The 16,630-nt window shown below is 71.8% G+C and carries 16 protein-coding genes; 1 reads left to right on the top strand and 15 read right to left on the bottom strand.

Features of this window, described 5'->3' with window-relative positions; genetic code table 11:
- Positions 1-28: 28 nt before the first annotated feature.
- From gmk to pyrR, 10 genes are all read right to left on the bottom strand, one after another.
- Positions 29-586: a guanylate kinase gene (gmk, locus tag ACFVXH_RS13525; protein ID WP_074002393.1), complete on the bottom strand. Its 558-nt coding sequence runs from the start codon at positions 584-586 to the stop codon at positions 29-31.
- A gap of 49 nt (positions 587-635) precedes the next feature.
- The gene (mihF, locus tag ACFVXH_RS13520; protein WP_030056187.1) at positions 636-962 is read right to left on the bottom strand and encodes an integration host factor, actinobacterial type; all 327 of its coding nucleotides are present in this window, start codon (positions 960-962) and stop codon (positions 636-638) included.
- Between the two features lie 407 nt (positions 963-1,369).
- A complete protein-coding gene (gene pyrF, locus ACFVXH_RS13515) occupies positions 1,370-2,200 on the bottom strand; it encodes an orotidine-5'-phosphate decarboxylase (protein ID WP_387822981.1) in 831 nt (276 codons plus the stop codon).
- A gap of 44 nt (positions 2,201-2,244) precedes the next feature.
- Positions 2,245-3,348, bottom strand: a complete 1,104-nt coding sequence (locus ACFVXH_RS13510) for a quinone-dependent dihydroorotate dehydrogenase (protein ID WP_117487142.1) — start codon at positions 3,346-3,348, stop codon at positions 2,245-2,247.
- An 89-nt stretch (positions 3,349-3,437) separates the two neighbouring features.
- Entirely contained in the window at positions 3,438-6,746 is a 3,309-nt protein-coding gene (gene carB / locus ACFVXH_RS13505; RefSeq protein ID WP_387822977.1) for a carbamoyl-phosphate synthase large subunit, read from the bottom strand.
- On the bottom strand, positions 6,739-7,896 hold the full coding sequence (gene carA / locus ACFVXH_RS13500; protein ID WP_117487144.1) for a glutamine-hydrolyzing carbamoyl-phosphate synthase small subunit: 1,158 nt from the start codon (positions 7,894-7,896) through the stop codon (positions 6,739-6,741). The genes carB and carA overlap by 8 nt, the downstream gene beginning before the upstream one ends.
- Positions 7,893-8,456 (bottom strand): hypothetical protein, encoded by a 564-nt coding sequence (locus ACFVXH_RS13495; RefSeq protein WP_049651359.1) that lies wholly within the window; start codon positions 8,454-8,456, stop codon positions 7,893-7,895. The genes carA and ACFVXH_RS13495 overlap by 4 nt, the downstream gene beginning before the upstream one ends.
- Positions 8,456-9,757, bottom strand: coding sequence for a dihydroorotase (locus tag ACFVXH_RS13490; RefSeq protein WP_049651358.1), 1,302 nt, complete (start codon positions 9,755-9,757; stop codon positions 8,456-8,458). The genes ACFVXH_RS13495 and ACFVXH_RS13490 overlap by 1 nt, the downstream gene beginning before the upstream one ends.
- Positions 9,754-10,743, bottom strand: coding sequence for an aspartate carbamoyltransferase catalytic subunit (locus ACFVXH_RS13485; protein ID WP_049651357.1), 990 nt, complete (start codon positions 10,741-10,743; stop codon positions 9,754-9,756). The genes ACFVXH_RS13490 and ACFVXH_RS13485 overlap by 4 nt, the downstream gene beginning before the upstream one ends.
- A 5-nt stretch (positions 10,744-10,748) precedes the next feature.
- Positions 10,749-11,372 (bottom strand): bifunctional pyr operon transcriptional regulator/uracil phosphoribosyltransferase PyrR, encoded by a 624-nt coding sequence (gene pyrR / locus ACFVXH_RS13480; protein WP_049651356.1) that lies wholly within the window; start codon positions 11,370-11,372, stop codon positions 10,749-10,751.
- A gap of 329 nt (positions 11,373-11,701) precedes the next feature.
- Here pyrR and ACFVXH_RS13475 point away from each other — a divergent pair, with 329 nt between their 5' ends.
- Entirely contained in the window at positions 11,702-12,205 is a 504-nt protein-coding gene (locus ACFVXH_RS13475; protein ID WP_030056198.1) for a transcriptional regulator, read from the top strand.
- Positions 12,206-12,353: 148 nt separating this feature from the next.
- On the opposite strand, the gene ACFVXH_RS13470 is transcribed toward ACFVXH_RS13475, so the two are convergent.
- From ACFVXH_RS13470 to ACFVXH_RS13450, 5 genes are all read right to left on the bottom strand, one after another.
- Positions 12,354-13,268 carry a hypothetical protein gene (locus ACFVXH_RS13470; protein WP_387822970.1) on the bottom strand — a complete coding sequence of 305 codons (915 nt, stop codon included), beginning with the start codon at positions 13,266-13,268 and terminating at the stop codon, positions 12,354-12,356.
- A 135-nt stretch (positions 13,269-13,403) separates the two neighbouring features.
- Entirely contained in the window at positions 13,404-14,231 is an 828-nt protein-coding gene (locus ACFVXH_RS13465; RefSeq protein ID WP_387822967.1) for a thioesterase family protein, read from the bottom strand.
- Positions 14,232-14,372: 141 nt separating this feature from the next.
- Positions 14,373-14,810, bottom strand: a complete 438-nt coding sequence (gene nusB, locus ACFVXH_RS13460) for a transcription antitermination factor NusB (protein ID WP_049651353.1) — start codon at positions 14,808-14,810, stop codon at positions 14,373-14,375.
- A 4-nt stretch (positions 14,811-14,814) separates the two neighbouring features.
- On the bottom strand, positions 14,815-15,378 hold the full coding sequence (gene efp / locus ACFVXH_RS13455) for an elongation factor P (protein WP_049651352.1): 564 nt from the start codon (positions 15,376-15,378) through the stop codon (positions 14,815-14,817).
- A gap of 76 nt (positions 15,379-15,454) precedes the next feature.
- Positions 15,455-16,561, bottom strand: coding sequence for a Xaa-Pro peptidase family protein (locus ACFVXH_RS13450; protein WP_117487146.1), 1,107 nt, complete (start codon positions 16,559-16,561; stop codon positions 15,455-15,457).
- Between the last annotated feature and the right edge of the window lie 69 nt (positions 16,562-16,630).

Here is a 16,630-nt window from a genome sequence, read left to right as displayed (position 1 = left end):
TTCCGAAAGGGTGGAAAAGACAGACAGGTCAGGCTACACCGAGCAAGGCTAGCAGTTCGGCCGCTACCTGCTCGACCGAGGTGTTGACAAGGGTCGTGTCGAACTCGGGCTCGGCCGCGAGCTCGATCGTGGCCGCCGCCAGCCGCTTCTCGATCACGTCCTGCGACTCGGTGCCCCGGCCGGTCAGCCGGCGGACCAGCTCGTCCCAGCTCGGCGGGGCCAGGAAGACCAGCTGCGCCTCGGGCATCGACTCGCGCACCTGCCGGGCGCCCTGGAGGTCGATCTCCAGCAGCACCGGCTCGCCGCGCTCCAGCTTCTCCTGCACGGCCGCACGCGGGGTCCCGTAACGGTTCCCGGCGAACTCGGCCCACTCCAGCAGCTCGCCGTTGGCGACCAGCTTGTCGAACTCGTCGTTGTCGACGAAGTGGTACTGGACCCCGTTCTTCTCGCCGGGCCTCGGGTGCCGGGTCGTCGCCGACACCGAGAGCCAGACCTCGGGGTGCATCTTCCTCATATGAGCGACGACCGTGCTCTTGCCGACCCCCGAAGGGCCGGAGAGCACGGTCAGCCGCGGACGCTCACTCATGCACCGATTATCCCGGATCGCGGGGGATCCTGGGACCACGGGGGCACGGTCAGGCGGCGCCACCGCCGAACTCCCGCTCCAGGGAAGCGATCTGGTTCGTACCGAGGCCGCGGACACGCCGGCTCTCACTGATGCCGAGGCGCTCCATGATCTGCTTGGCGCGGACCTTGCCGACGCCGGGAAGGGACTCGAGCAGAGCCGAGACCTTCATCTTGCCGATCACGTCGTTGTCGGCCTTGCCGGCCTTGATCACCTCGTGCAGGGAGGCGCCGGAGTGCTTGAGCCGGTTCTTGACCTCGGCGCGCTCCCGGCGAGCCTCGGCGGCCTTGGCGAGCGCGGCGGTGCGCTGTTCAGGGGTAAGGGGCGGAAGGGCCACGCCGTTCACCTCAGGGTGTGGATGGATGGATTGAGCTAGGACTGGTTTCGGTACCGAGGACACCGTCCGCAAGGGGAACCACAAGGCCCTGACCTGCGGGAGCCACGGAAATCGCGGCTCGCCGATGACCTATCGCCGGACACTACCCGGATTGCGGCGCCACGTCAGGAAAAGAACACGAAAAGTCCTGGTCAGCCAAGGCCGACCAGGACTTTCCAGGGCAAAATGACCGCGATTGCGAGACTTTGGCGGGGCCGATGTGACGGCGCTCACGTCAACTCGGCGGCCACCGCGCGGTCCTGCGGACACTCCGCAGGGTCACCACCCCGCTACCTGAAGGACGGGTTCCGCTACCAGGACCCGTCTTGCCGATCACTCCTGATCCGGGCTGACCGGCAGGACGGGCCCTACACCGCGTCCGCGAACTCCCCGACGAAGCGCTCCGCCGCCGCGCGCAGCGCCGGCACCGAGGGGCCGTGCTTGAGCACGTCGCGGCTGACGCTCGGCACCACGTTCATCACCGAGGCGCCGAAGACCCGCGGCAGGTCCGCCATGGTCGCGCCCTGGGCGCCGATCCCGGGGGCCAGCAGCGGGCCGTTGATGGCCAGGTCCACGCCCGCGTCGGCCAGCGTCGCGCCGACGACCGCGCCGAAGGAGCCGAGCGGCGCGGCGCCCGCGTTCTCGGCCGCCAGCTGCCGCAGCACCGAGGCCGCGACCGGCTCGCCGTCCGCGCCCACCGCGCGCTGCACCTCGGCGCCCTCGGGGTTGGAGGTGAGCGCCAGCGCGAACACGCCGCAGCCCTGCTCCCGGGCCAGGTCCAGGGCCGGGCGCAGCGAGCCGAAGCCCAGGTACGGGCTGACCGTCACCGCGTCCGAGAACAGCGGGCTGCCCGGCGACAGGAAGGCCTCGGCGTACGCGGCCATGGTGGAGCCGATGTCGCCGCGCTTGGCGTCCATCAGGACCAGCGCGCCGGCCGCCCGGGCCTCCTCGACGGTGCGCTCCAGCACCGCGACGCCCTTGCTGCCGAAGCGCTCGAAGAAGGCGGCCTGCGGCTTCAGCACGGCCACCCGGTCGGCCAGCGCCTCGACCACGGTGCGGCTGAAGGACTCCAGCCCGGCGAGGTCGTCGCCGAGCCCCCAGGCGGCGAGCAGGGAGGCGTGCGGGTCGATGCCGACGCAGAGCTGGCCGCGGGTGTCGAGGGCCTGGCGCAGCCGGGCGCCGAACGGGGCGAGGGTCATGTCGTCCTTTCCAGGACCGGTGGGTCCAGAACCGATGGGGGTGTTCACGAGCCGCGGACGGCGCTGCCGACGGCGTCGGCGAGGCTGCGGAAGCCGCCCGCGCGGACCTTGGCGGACAGGCCCTTGTGGATCCGCCGGCACCAGAACGGGCCCTCGTAGATGAAGGCGCTGTAGCCCTGGACCAGGTCGGCGCCGTGGACGATCCGCTGCCAGGCGTCCTCGGCGGTCTCGATGCCGCCGACCGAGACGAGGGTCAGCCGGCCCCCGGTGCGGGCGCGCAGCCGCTGGAGGACCTCCAGGGCGCGGGCCTTGAGCGGGGCGCCGGACAGGCCGCCCATGCCGATCTCCTCGACCCGCGCGGCGTCGGCGCGCAGGCCCTCGCGGCCGATCGTGGTGTTGGTGGCGATGATGCCGTCCAGGCCCAGCTCCAGGGCGAGGTCGGCGACCGCGTCGACGTCCTCGTCGGCCAGGTCGGGGGCGATCTTGACCAGCAGCGGCACGTGGTGCGCGGTGGTGCGGTCGGCGGCCTCGCGGACGGCGGAGAGCAGCGGCCGCAGGTGGTCCACGGCCTGGAGGTTGCGCAGCCCGGGGGTGTTCGGCGAGCTGACGTTGACCACCAGGTAGTCGGCGTACTGGGCGAGCCGCTCGGTGGACTTCACGTAGTCGGCGACGGCGTCGGCCTCCTCGACCACCTTGGTCTTGCCGATGTTGACGCCGAGCACCGGGGTGGAGCTGGTGTGCGGGCGGGCGGCCAGCCGGGCGGCGACCCGGGCCGAGCCCTGGTTGTTGAAGCCCATCCGGTTGATCAGCGCGCGGTCCTCGACCAGGCGGAACAGCCGGGGCGCCGGGTTGCCGGGCTGGGCCTCGCCGGTGACGGTGCCGATCTCGACGTAGTCGAAGCCGAGCATCGACAGGCCGTCGATGCCGACGCCGTTCTTGTCGAAGCCGGCCGCCAGGCCGAACGGGCCGGGCAGGTCGAGGCCGAGGGCGCGGGTGCGCAGGGCCCGGTCGCGCGGGGCGAGCACCAGCCGCACCAGGGTGCGCAGGCCGGGCACCGAGGAGGCGAGGCGGATCCAGAAGAAGGCGAGGTGGTGGGCCTTCTCGGGGTCCATCCTCTTGAAGAGCAGGTCGAACAGAAGCTTGTACAAGGGTGGTTCAACTCCCGGAGCGGATAACGGGCTTGCTCATGGAAGTGGGGGGCACCCGGCTGGCTCCGGTGCCCCCCACTGCGGTGGTGCTACTTGCGGCCGGCGTTGATCAGCTCGGCGTGCTCCTGGAGCGACATCACCCCGACCTCGTCGCGCAGCAGCGCGTCCATGCCCTGCACGGCCGCGCCCATCGCCTGGACGGTGGTCAGGCAGGGCACCGCGCGGGCCACGGCCGCGGTGCGGATCTCGTAGCCGTCGAGGCGGCCGCCGGTGCCGTACGGCGTGTTGATGATGAGGTCGACCTCACCGTCGTGGATCAGCTGGACGATGGTCCGCTCGCCGTTCGGGCCCTCGCCCTCGCTGTGCTTGCGCACCAGCGTGGACGGGATGCCGCCGCGGTGGAGCACCTCGGCGGTGCCGGCGGTGGCGAGCACCTCGAAGCCGAGGTTGACCAGCGCCCGGGCCGGGAAGACCAGGTTGCGCTTGTCCCGGTTGGCCACCGAGACGAAGACCTTGCCCTTGGTCGGCAGCGCGCCGTACGCGCCGGACTGCGCCTTCGCGTAGGCGGTGCCGAACACCTTGTCGATGCCCATGACCTCACCGGTCGAGCGCATCTCCGGGCCGAGCACGGTGTCCACGCCGCGGCCGTGGATGTCGCGGAAGCGGCTCCACGGCATCACGGCCTCCTTGACCGCGATCGGCGCGTCGGCGGGCAGCGTGCCGCCGTCGCCCTCGGCCGGGAGCAGGCCCTCGGCGCGCAGCTCGGCGATGGTGGCGCCGAGCGAGATCCGGGCGGCGGCCTTGGCCAGCGGCACGGCGGTCGCCTTGGAGGTGAACGGGACGGTCCGGGAGGCGCGCGGGTTGGCCTCCAGCACGTAGAGGATGTCCCCGGCCATGGCGAACTGGATGTTGATCAGGCCGCGGACGCCGACACCGCGCGCGATGGCCTCGGTGGAGGTGCGCAGGCGCTTGATGTCGTAGCCGCCGAGGGTGATCGGGGGCAGCGCGCAGGCGGAGTCGCCGGAGTGGATGCCGGCCTCCTCGATGTGCTCCATGACGCCGCCGAGGTAGAGCTCGGTGCCGTCGTAGAGGGCGTCGACGTCGATCTCCACCGCGTCGTCGAGGAAGCGGTCGATGAGCACCGGGTGCTCGGAGATCAGGCCCGCGTGGCGCTCCAGGTAGGAGGCGAGCGAGGCCTCGTCGTAGACGATCTCCATGCCGCGGCCGCCGAGCACGTAGGACGGGCGGGCGAGCACGGGGTAGCCGATCTCGTCGGCGATCGCCTTGGCCTCCTCGAAGGAGAAGGCGGTGCCGTGCTTGGGGGCCGGCAGGCCGGCGTCGCGCAGGACGCGGCCGAAGGCGCCGCGCTCCTCGGCGAGGTCGATCGCCTCGGGCTGGGTGCCGGCGATCGGCACGCCGTTGTCCTTGAGCGCCTGGGCCAGGCCGAGCGGGGTCTGGCCGCCGAGCTGGACGATCACGCCGGCGAGCGGGCCGGCCTGCTGCTCGGCGTGGACGATCTCCAGCACGTCCTCCAGGGTGAGCGGCTCGAAGTAGAGCCGGTCGGAGGTGTCGTAGTCGGTGGAGACGGTCTCCGGGTTGCAGTTGACCATGACGGTCTCGTACCCGGCGTCGGCGAGCGCGAAGGAGGCGTGCACGCAGGAGTAGTCGAACTCGATGCCCTGGCCGATGCGGTTCGGGCCGGAGCCCAGGATGATCACGGCGGGCTTGGTGCGCGGGGCGACCTCGTTCTCCTCGTCGTAGGACGAGTAGAAGTACGGGGTCTTGGCGGCGAACTCGGCGGCGCAGGTGTCGACGGTCTTGAACACCGGGCGGATGCCGAGGGCGTGGCGCACCTCGCGGACGACGTCCGGCTTCAGGCCGCGGATCTCGCCGATCTGCTGGTCGGAGAAGCCGTGCCGCTTGGCGTGGCGCAGCAGCTCGGGGGTGAGCTCCTCGGCCTCGGCCAGCTCGCCGGCGATCTCGTCCAGCAGGAAGAGCTGGTCGACGAACCACGGGTCGATCTTCGTGTACTCGAAGACCTCCTCCGGGGTGGCGCCGGCCCGGATGGCGTCCATCACGGTGTTGATCCGGCCGTCGGTCGGCACGGTGGCCTTGACCAGCAGCTCCGCCTTCTCGCCGACGGGGCCGGTCCAGGAGAACTGGGAGCCCTTCTTCTCCAACGAGCGCAGCGCCTTCTGCAGCGCCTCGGGGAAGTTGCGGCCCATGGCCATCGCCTCGCCGACCGACTTCATGGTGGTGGTCAGCGTGGCGTCGGCGCTCGGGAACTTCTCGAACGCGAACCGCGGCACCTTGACGACGACGTAGTCGAGGGTCGGCTCGAAGGAGGCCGGGGTCTGCTCGGTGATGTCGTTGGGGATCTCGTCCAGGGTGTAGCCGACGGCCAGCTTGGCGGCGATCTTGGCGATCGGGAAGCCGGTGGCCTTGGAGGCGAGCGCCGAGGAGCGGGAGACGCGCGGGTTCATCTCGATGACGATGACCCGGCCGTCCTCGGGGTTGACGGCGAACTGGATGTTGCAGCCGCCGGTGTCCACGCCGACCTCGCGGATGACGGCGATGCCGATGTCGCGCAGGATCTGGTACTCGCGGTCGGTGAGCGTCATCGCCGGGGCGACGGTGATCGAGTCACCGGTGTGGACGCCCATCGGGTCGAAGTTCTCGATGGAGCAGACGACCACGACGTTGTCGTTCTTGTCGCGCATCAGCTCCAGCTCGTACTCCTTCCAGCCGAGGATGGACTCCTCCAGGAGCACCTCGGTGGTCGGCGAGAGGGTCAGGCCCTGGCCGGCGATGCGGCGCAGGTCCTCCTCGTTGTGGGCGAAGCCGGAGCCGGCGCCGCCCATGGTGAAGGAGGGGCGGACGACGACCGGGTAGCCGCCGAGCGTGTCGACGCCGGCCAGCACCTCGTCCATGGTGTGGCAGATGACCGAGCGGGCGGACTCGCCGTGGCCGATCTTGGCGTTGACGGCCTCGACGACGCCCTTGAAGAGCTCGCGGTCCTCGCCCTTGTTGATCGCCTCGACGTCGGCGCCGATCAGCTCGACGCCGTACTTCTCCAGCGTGCCCGCCGCGTGCAGCGAGATCGCGGTGTTGAGCGCGGTCTGGCCGCCCAGGGTCGGCAGCAGCGCGTCGGGGCGCTCCTTGGCGATGATCTTCTCGACGAACTCCGGGGTGATCGGCTCGACGTAGGTGGCGTCGGCGATCTCCGGGTCGGTCATGATCGTGGCCGGGTTGGAGTTGACCAGCACGACCCGCAGGCCCTCGGCCTTGAGGACCCGGCAGGCCTGCGTACCCGAGTAGTCGAACTCGGCGGCCTGGCCGATCACGATCGGACCGGAGCCGATCACCAGGACGGACTTGATGTCAGAGCGCTTAGGCACGCTGGCCCTCCATGAGCTTCACGAAGCGGTCGAACAGGTAGGCGGCGTCGTGCGGACCGGCGGCCGCTTCGGGGTGGTACTGCACGCTGAAGGCGGGGACGTCGAGTGCCTGGAGGCCCTCGACCACGTCGTCGTTGAGGCAGACGTGGGAGACCTCGACCCGCCCGTAGGGGGTGTCGCTCACCTTGTCCAGCGGGGCGTTCACGGCGAAGCCGTGGTTGTGGGCGGTCACCTCGACCGTGCCGGTGGTGCGGTCCTGCACCGGCTGGTTGATGCCGCGGTGGCCGTACTTGAGCTTGTAGGTGCCGAAGCCCAGGGCGCGGCCGAGGATCTGGTTGCCGAAGCAGATCCCGAAGAACGGGGTCTTGCGCTCCAGCACGCCCTGCGCCACGGCGACCTGGTGGTCGGCGGTGGCCGGGTCGCCCGGGCCGTTGGAGAAGAACACGCCGTCCGGGTTGACGGCGTAGAGGTCCTCCAGGGTGGAGTTCGCCGGCAGCACGTGCACCTCGATGCCGCGCTCGGCCATCCGCTGCGGGGTCATCGCCTTGATGCCGAGGTCCAGCGCGGCGACGGTGAACTTCTTCTCACCGATCGCGGGCACCACGTACGCCTCGGTGGTGGCGACCTCGGCGCACAGGTCGGCGCCCTTCATCTCGGGCGACTGCTGCACCCGGGCCAGCAGGGCGGCCTGGTCGGCCAGCGCCTCGCCGGAGAAGATGCCGCAGCGCATCGCGCCGCGCTCGCGCAGGTGGCGGGTCAGCGCGCGGGTGTCGATGCCGCTGATGCCGACGACGCCCTGGTTGACCAGTTCCTCGTCGAGCGAGCGGCGGGAGCGCCAGTTGGAGGCGACCCGGGCGGGGTCGCGCACCACGTAGCCGGCGACCCAGATCTGCTTGGACTCGTCGTCCTCGTCGTTCCAGCCGGTGTTGCCGATCTGCGGGGCGGTCATCACGACCACCTGGCGGTGGTACGACGGGTCGGTGAGGGTCTCCTGGTAGCCGGACATGCCGGTGTTGAAGACCGCCTCGCCGAAGGTCTCGCCGATGGCGCCGTAGGCCTGTCCGCGGAACGTCCGGCCGTCCTCCAGGACGAGCACGGCAGGCACTCGTTCCCGCCGTTGGCGCTGCGTGGTGGGGGCAGGTGCGGTCATTGCGCGGCCTCTTCCGTCTTCGTCTTCGTACGTGTTGCGAGTTGGGCGACCGCCTCGACCCAGGCGGCGTGCTCATCGGGGTGGTCGGCCCGGAAACCGGAGTCCAGCTCGGCGCCCTCGTGCGTCCAGGTGACGACGAGCAGCCCGGAGGGGACGACCTTGCCGGCGATCCCGGAGTCCGTACGGGCACCGGTCAGGTGCTCGGCCGGGATCCAGAAGTCGACGTCGCCCGGGCGCTGCACCAGCAGGCCGTCCTCGCCGAGGGTGAGGTCGGCGCGGCTGCGGGTGCCCAGGCCGTGGGCGACGACCCGGTCCAGCCAGTTCCCGGCGGTGGTCGTGCCGTGGTACCGGCCGCTGGTCTCCAGGATGGTGCGCCCGGCGCGGGCCGGCACGGCCGGCAGCGGCGGGATCCCGGACTGCAGGGTGCGCCGCCAGTTCCAGCCCTGGCGCATCAGCCAGTAGACGAGGCCGATCACGATCAGCAGGCCGATGGACCAGCCGATGTACCCGGGCCAGTCGGTGACCTTCGCCTGCTCCTGGGCGAGCGTGGCGCGGTCCATCACGCCTCGCCCCGCTCGGCGAGCTCGCCGGCCAGCACGGTGGCGCGCCCGCGCAGGAAGGTGGCGTGCACCCGTCCGGGCAGGTCCAGGCCCTTGTAGGGGGTGTTGCGGCTGCGGGTGGCGAAGCTGTCCGGGTTCACGGCACCACGGTACGCGGGATCGAACAGCACCAGGTTGGCGGGCTCACCCACCGAGATCGGCCGGCCGTGACCGGTGAGACGGCCGATCCGGGCCGGGCGGTGCGACATCCGGTCCGCGACGCCCTCCCAGTTCAGCAGGCCGGTGTCGACCATGGTCTGCTGCACGACCGACAGCGCGGTCTCCAGGCCGACCATGCCCATCGCGGCCACGGCCCACTCGCAGTCCTTGTCCTCGGCCGGGTGCGGCGCGTGGTCGGTGGCGACGGCGTCGATGGTGCCGTCGGCCAGCGCCTCGCGCAGTGCCCGGACGTCCTCGGCGGTGCGCAGCGGCGGGTTCACCTTGTACACCGGGTCGTAGGTGCGGACCAGCTCGTCGGTGAGCAGCAGGTGGTGCGGGGTCACCTCGGCGGTGACGTCCCAGCCCTTGGACTTGGCCCAGCGGACGATCTCGACCGAGCCGGCCGTGGAGAGGTGGCAGACGTGCAGCCGGGAGCCGACGTGCGCGGCGAGCAGCACGTCGCGGGCGATGATCGACTCCTCGGCGACGGCCGGCCAGCCGCCGAGCCCGAGCTCGCCGGAGACCTGGCCCTCGTTCATCTGGGCGCCCTCGGTGAGCCGCGGCTCCTGGGCGTGCTGGGCGACGACGCCGTCGAAGGCCTTGACGTACTCCAGGGCGCGGCGCATCAGCACCGCGTCGTCCACGCACTTGCCGTCGTCGGAGAAGACCCGGACGTCGGCGGCGGACTCGTGCATCGCGCCGAGCTCGGCGAGCTGCTTGCCCTCCAGGCCGACGGTGACGGCGCCGACCGGCTGCACGTCGCAGTAGCCGGCCTCCTGGCCGAGCCGCCAGACCTGCTCGACGACGCCGGCGGTGTCGGCCACCGGGGTGGTGTTGGCCATCGCGTGCACGGCGGTGAAGCCGCCCATCGCGGCGGCCCGGGTGCCGGTGAGCACGGTCTCGGCGTCCTCGCGGCCGGGCTCGCGCAGGTGGGTGTGCAGGTCGACCAGGCCGGGCAGGGCGATCAGCCCGGTGGCGTCGATCTCGATGTCCGCCTCGACCGTCAGGCCGGTGCCGATCGCCTGGACGACGCCGTCGGCGAGGTGGAGGTCCTGCGGGGCGCCGCCCAGGATCTTGGCGTTGCGGATCAGGTAGCTGGTCACTGGGCGGTCTCCACGGAGTCGGTACGGGGGGTGTCGGTGGGCGCGTCGGCGAAGACGGCGCCGCCGAGCAGCAGGTAGAGGACGGCCATCCGGACGGAGACGCCGTTGGCGACCTGCTCGATCGCGGTGCAGCGCGGCGAGTCGGCGACCTCGGCGGTGATCTCCATGCCGCGGACCATCGGACCGGGGTGCATCACGATCGCGTGGTCCGGCAGCTGGGCCATCCGGCGGCCGTTCATGCCGTAGCGGCGGCTGTACTCGCGCTCGGTCGGGAAGAACGCGGCGTTCATCCGCTCGCGCTGCACCCGCAGCATCATCAGCGAGTCCGTCTTGGGCAGCACGCTGTCCAGGTCGTAGCTGACCTCGCAGGGCCAGTTCTCGATCCCGATCGGCAGCAGGGTCGGCGGGGCGACGAAGGTCACCTGCGCACCGAGGGTGTTCAGCAGGTGGACGTTGGAGCGGGCGACCCGGCTGTGCAGGACGTCGCCGACGATGGTCACCCGGCGGCCCGCGAGGTCCTGGCCGGCGCCCGGGTTGAGGTGGCGGCGCATGGTGAAGGCGTCGAGCAGCGCCTGGGTGGGGTGCTCGTGGGTGCCGTCACCGGCGTTGATCACACTGCCGTGCAGCCAGTCGGACTGGGCCAGCCGGGCCGGGGCGCCGGAGGCGTGGTGGCGGATGACCACCGCGTCGGCGCCCATCGCCTGGAGGGTCAGCGCGGTGTCCTTGAGGCTCTCGCCCTTGGAGACCGAGGAGCCCTTGGCGGAGAAGTTGATGACGTCGGCCGAGAGCCGCTTCTCGGCGACCTCGAAGGAGGTCTTCGTCCGGGTGGAGTCCTCGAAGAAGAGGTTGACGACGGTGCGGCCGCGCAGCGTGGGCAGCTTCTTGACAGCCCGGCCGGAGAGCTGGGCCAGCTCCTCGGCGGTGTCCAGGATCAGCAGCGCGTCGTCGCGGCTGAGATCGGCGGCGGAGACGAGGTGGCGCTTCACGCGGGCTACTCCGGGAGGTGCGGTTCGGAAGACTGGGGGGCCAGGGCCTGCGAGGAGCGCTGGGCGAAGTCGCGGTCGCCGACCAGGACGGCGTCCACGCCGTCGCGGTCGGCGAGGCGCACCTGCACGGCCTCGCGCAGCGAGGTGGGGAGGTTCTTGCCCACGTAGTCGGCGCGGATCGGCAGCTCGCGGTGGCCGCGGTCGACCAGGACGGCGAGCTGGACGGCGCGCGGGCGGCCGATGTCGCTCAGCGCGTCGAGCGCGGCGCGGATGGTGCGGCCGGAGAAGAGCACGTCGTCGACCAGGATGACGAGCTTGCCGTCGATGCCGCCGGGCGGGATCTCGGTGTGCTCCAGGGCCCGGGCGGGCTTCAGCCGCAGGTCGTCCCGGTACATGGTGATGTCCAGGGAGCCCAGCGGGATCTCGCGCCCGGTGATCTGGGCCAGCCGGTCGTGCAGGCGGCGGGCGAGGTGGACGCCCCTGGTGTGGATGCCGAGCAGCACGACGTCCTCCGCGCCCTTGGCGCGCTCGACGATCTCGTGCGCTATCCGGGTGACGACCCGGGCGATGTCCGTGCCGTCGAGCACCTGGTGCGGCGGCCGCGGCGTGGGTTCGTGGTGTGTGGTCATGCCGAAGCGGACCTCCTTCCCCGCCTCACTGGACGGGCCTTAAAGGATGTCTGGGATGGCCCCCGCCGACCGGGCGCGGGCTTCGGTCATCCTACCAGCGCGCCGGACGGCAAACAGACGTCCACCATTCCGCTTCCCCGGGTTAACACTCCGGACGCGCCGCCGATGCGGGCCATTCGCACGACTGCCCCATTCGGCTTGACGCAACTACCTTACTCTACGTAACCTCACAGTGAGTTACGAGACGGACGTCGGACCCACCGGTAACGACGTCGGCAATCGCCCGTGACCCACCACTGAACGCGAAGCAATCTCGTCCGGGGAGATCAATGTCCAGCGACTACGCGAAGCAACTCGGAGGCAAGCTCCGAGCGATCCGCACTCAGCAGGGTCTCTCCCTGCACGGTGTCGAGGAGAAGTCCCAGGGGCGCTGGAAGGCAGTCGTCGTCGGTTCGTACGAGCGTGGTGACCGTGCGGTCACCGTGCAGCGACTGGCCGAACTGGCGGAGTTCTACGGCGTCCCGGTCCAGGAGCTGCTGCCCGGCGGTACGCCCGGCGGCGCGGCCGAGCCGCCGCCGCGCCTGGTCCTCGACCTGGAGAGACTGACCCAGGTCCCCTCCGAGAAGGCCGGCCCGCTGCAGCGCTACGCGGCGACCATCCAGAGCCAGCGCGGCGACTACAACGGCAAGGTGCTGTCGATCCGCCAGGACGACCTGCGCACCCTGGCCGTGATCTACGACCAGTCCCCGTCGATCCTCACCGAGCAGCTGATCTCCTGGGGCGTGCTGAACCCCGACGCGCGCCGTGCGGTGCGCGAGGAGGATGCGAGCTGAGGCTCACCGCACCGGCTCCCGCCAGCGGATCCAGGCACGACCCAGCACTCGCGCCACTAGTGCTGGCAAGCAGAAACGTCACGGCGCGGCTCCCCAGACCGGGGGCCGCGCCGCGGTGTAGCCACTCCACCCCGGGGCGGCGGAGGCGTCAGCAGACCGTCCCCAGGCTGTAGCCGGGCTGCGCCGCCACGCCGTCCAGCCGGACCGGCCGGTCGGCCGGGGCCCACTCCTGCCCGCCGCTCGACCAGGCCCAGGAGGCCGGCAGGTACTCCCCGCAGGAGGCCGCCGAGCCCTGCGAGCCGTGCAGCACCGCGACGCCCGGCAGCTCCAGGGCCAGCCCGGTGCAGAGCACCGCGCAGACCAGCTCCAGGTCCTCGTCGTTGATCCGGACCACGCCGTCCTCCCACTGGAGCACCCGGGCCGCGGCGGTCAGCCCGCCGCCGGGCGCGTCCACCCGCAGGCGCAGCTCGTACACCCCGGCGCCCGCGCCGACCAGCATCCGCCGGAACACCTCGCCCCCGCGCTCGTAGGCGGCGCGCACCCAGGCGGCGTGCTCCTCGTCGGACGCGCCCGCGCCCCCGTACAGGCCCCCGTCGAGCAGCAGGTCGGCGTGGCAGAGCGTCAGCCCGTTCTCCCGGGCGCGCACCAGGCGCGGCACGAAGTCCCCGGCCAGCTCCTCGCCCTGATAGGCCAGCAGCTGGGTCTGCAGGGCCGGGTTGACCAGGTAGCGGTCGCGGGCCGCGGGCTCGGCCGGGTCCAGCCCGTTCAGCAGGCAGAACTCCTCGAAGTCCTGCGGGTGGAACGCCCGGGCCCGGACGGTGTCGAACCGCTCCAGCGCCTCGGCCAGCAGGTCGGCGGTGTCGGCCAGGTAGCGCTCGTGGTCGGGGGCGTCGGAGATCCCCCAGGCGCGGGCCCGGGCGAAGTCCGCGGCGTTGGTGAGCACTCCGATGACGAACGCCTGCTCGGCGCCCTCGACCCGCCGCGGCCGGTGCGACCGCACCACGGGCCGCGAGCCGCCGGCGGTGCAGTCGGAGTTACGGCGGGCGCGCCCCAAATGACTCATCGGTGGCTCCTGGCTTCAGGGGAGGACGGTCGGCGGCAGGCGTGCCGCTGACCGTCTTCCTCCCCATCCGCGCGCGTCGCACACGTACGGCGTGTCACAGGAATGTAACCACCGGTAATGCGGGTCGCGCGGGCGTCAGGCGGAGCGGGGCGCGCGGGCCAGCTGGCGGGACTGCGCGACCAGGCGGCCGGACTCGTCCCAGACCTCCGCGTCCTCCTCGAAGTAGCCGCCGGCCAGGTTGCGGGTCGCGTGGGTGACCCGCAGCCAGCCGGGCACCGGCCTGGCGCGCAGGTGGACGGTCAGCTCGACGGTGGGGGCCCAGCCCGGCAGGCCGAGGTCGAAGGTGACCGGCGGCAGCGCGTCGGCGACCAGCAGGAGCAGCAGCGGGTCGGGCTCGCGGCCGTCGGCGAGCCGGAACCAACCCTGGATCCGCCCGTTGCCGGAGGGCTGTCCGAGCGCCCAGCCGATGGTGGCCGGGTCCAGCCGCAGGTCGAACCGCTCCAGCAGGGCGGCCTGGGCGATCAGCTCCTTGGGCGCGTGCTCGACGCCGATGCACTGGTCCGGCGGCGGCAGCTGCGGCGGCAGCGCGCTGGTGCGCACCTCGCCGTCGGCGGTGGCGAGGTCGCCGTGGCTGGCCACCACGCGCAGCCGCTCGACGCCGTCCTGGCTGAGCGAGGCGGTGCCGGTGGACAGGCCGCGGCCGGTGCGCAGCACCTCGGTGCGGACGGTGGCCGGGCCGGGCGTGGAGGCGGACAGGTAGTAACCGCTGATCGACACCGGGTCCGGGTGGGTGCCGTGCTCCAGCGACAGCGCGTGTCCGGCCACCGCGAGCAGCAGTCCGCCGTTCACCCCGCCGCCGATCTGCCAGCCGACGCCGAGCTCGGCCTCGTACCGGCCGGCCTCCTCGGGGTGCCTGGTCAGGGCGATGCCCTGGTCGAACTCGCTGCGGATCGCCGTGGTCATGTGGGGGGCCTGCCCTTCACGCGTGCTTCCGGACGTCAAGTTACTGACAAGTAGGCCCTCACCCTACGCCGCCCGGATGAAACGCGGAACGGCCGCCGGACACCTGTTCGGGTCCGACGGCCGTTCACGGGATTCGACCACTCAGCGGCGGATGCTCGGCTTCAGCTCGAGGAAGCGGGCGAGCAGGCCGTTGACGAAGGCCGGGGAGTCGTCCGTGGAGAACTCCTTGGCGATCTCGACGGCCTCGTCCAGGACGACGGCGTCCGGGACACCGTCCTCCCAGATCAGCTCGTACGCACCGAGCCGCAGGACGTTGCGGTCCACGATCGGCATCCGGTCGAGCGTCCAGCCCACGGCGTACTGCTCGATCAGGTCGTCGATGCGACGAGCGTGCTGGACGTACCCCTCGATGAGCTCCATGGTGTACTCACCGACCTGCGGGGTGCCCTCGTCGGGCTTGGGCTCGCGGGCGCGGGCCACCCAGTCGGCGAGGACCTGCTGCGGGTCTACCCCACGGTGGTCGGCCTCGAAGAGGATCTGGAAGGCCCGCGTGCGGGCCTTGCTGCGTGCGGCCGACACGGACTTACTTCACCCGGCCGAGGTAGCTGCCGTCGCGGGTGTCGACCTTGACCTTCTCACCGGTGGTGACGAAGAGCGGCACCTGGATCTCGGCGCCCGTCTCCAGGGTGGCCGGCTTGGTGCCACCGGTCGAGCGGTCGCCCTGGACGCCCGGCTCGGTCTCGGCGATGGTCAGCTCGACCGCGGCCGGGAGCTCGATGTAGAGGACCGAGCCCTCGTTCTGCGCGACGAGGGCCTCGAAGCCCTCCAGCAGGTACTTGGCGGCGTCGCCGACGACCGACGGCTCGATGGTCAGCTGGTCGTAGGTGTCCATGTCCATGAACACGAAGTTCTCGCCGTCCTTGTACGAGAACTGCATGCCGCGCTTGTCGACGTTGGCGGTCTCGACCTTGGTGCCCGCGTTGAAGGTCTTGTCGACGACCTTGCCGGTCAGGACCTCCTTGAGCTTGGTACGCACGAAGGCCGGGCCCTTGCCGGGCTTGACGTGCTGGAACTCGACGACGGACCAGAGCTTGCCGCCCTCCAGCTTGAGGACCATGCCGTTCTTGAGATCGTTCGTGGAAGCCACGGGCGCACTTACTCCTGTATAGCTGTCAAGGAACCAAGGGATTGCGTCCTGCCGCCCACGGCCCCGGGGGCCGCGGTCACAGGGCGAGGAGCTCCTTGGTGGTGATGGTGAGCAGCTCGGGCCCGCCCTCCTCAAGGGGGCGCACGACGAGCGTGTCCTCGATCCGGACGCCGCCCCTGCCCGGGAGGTGAACCCCCGGACCGACGGTGACCGGCACGCGGCTGTCCAGTTTACCCATGTCCGCCGGACCGAGGCGCGGCGCCTCCCGGATCTCCAGCCCGATGCCGTGGCCCACCGGGTGCGGGGAGGGCTCGGTGTGGCCGGCCGCCTCCAGGACCTGCCGGGCGGCCCGGTCGGGTACGCACTGCTCCACGCCTGGTCCGAGCGCCTCCCGCCCGGCCCGCTGGGCCCGGAAGACCAGCCGGTGCAGCTCCACCTGCCAGGGCGCGGGGGCGGCGCCGATCACGAAGGTGCGGGCGGTGGAGACGCCGTAGCCGCGGTACTGGGCGCCCATCACCACGGTCAGGAAGTCGCCCTCCTCCACCCGGCGGTCGGTCGGCTGGTGGGCGGCCTGGCCGGAGTGGCTGCCGGTGCCGACCGAGACCGGGAAGGCCGCCCGGTCGGCGCCGTGGTCGATCATCCGGCGCTCCAGCTCCATCGCCAGGTGCCGCTCGGTGCGGCCGACCAGGATCGACTCCAGCAGCTCGCCCAGCGCCTGGTCGGCGATCTCGGCGGCGATCCGCAGGTCCGCGATCTCGTGCTCGTCCTTGACCACCCGCAGCCGCTCGACCGTCCGGCCGAGGTCCACCAGCCGGGTCCCCGCTATCAGGTCGCCCACCGCCCGGTGCCGGCTGACGGTCAGGTCGTGCTCCTCCACCGCCAGGCCCGACACCCCGGAGCGGGTGGCCGCGGCCGCGGCGGCCAGCGCGGTGTCCGAGCCGGCCGCCACCGGCAGCCGGGTGACGTCCGGGGCGATCAGGTGCTCCCCGGTGTCGTCCGGCGGCAGGTCGTCCGGCAGCGCCAGCAGCGCCCGCTCCCTGGTCAGCAACAGGCTCGCCCCGCAGGGCGCGCAGCCCGTCAGGTACCGCACGTTCGCCGCACGGGTGATCAGCGCCGCATCGGCCCCGGCCGCGCTGCAGTGCTCCCTCACCCGCTCCCGCCGCCCCGCGTACGCATCCGCCATGCGTCGAGCCTACGAACCCCCGGCCCGAAGCGCCCGCCGAGCACCCCCGCCAGAACCCCCGGTGCCCCT

The sequence above is a fragment of the Kitasatospora sp. NPDC058184 genome, assembly GCF_042883725.1.
In the GTDB taxonomy this organism is placed as follows: Bacteria; Actinomycetota; Actinomycetes; order Streptomycetales; family Streptomycetaceae; genus Kitasatospora.
This window is presented reverse-complemented; position numbering and strand designations above follow the sequence as displayed.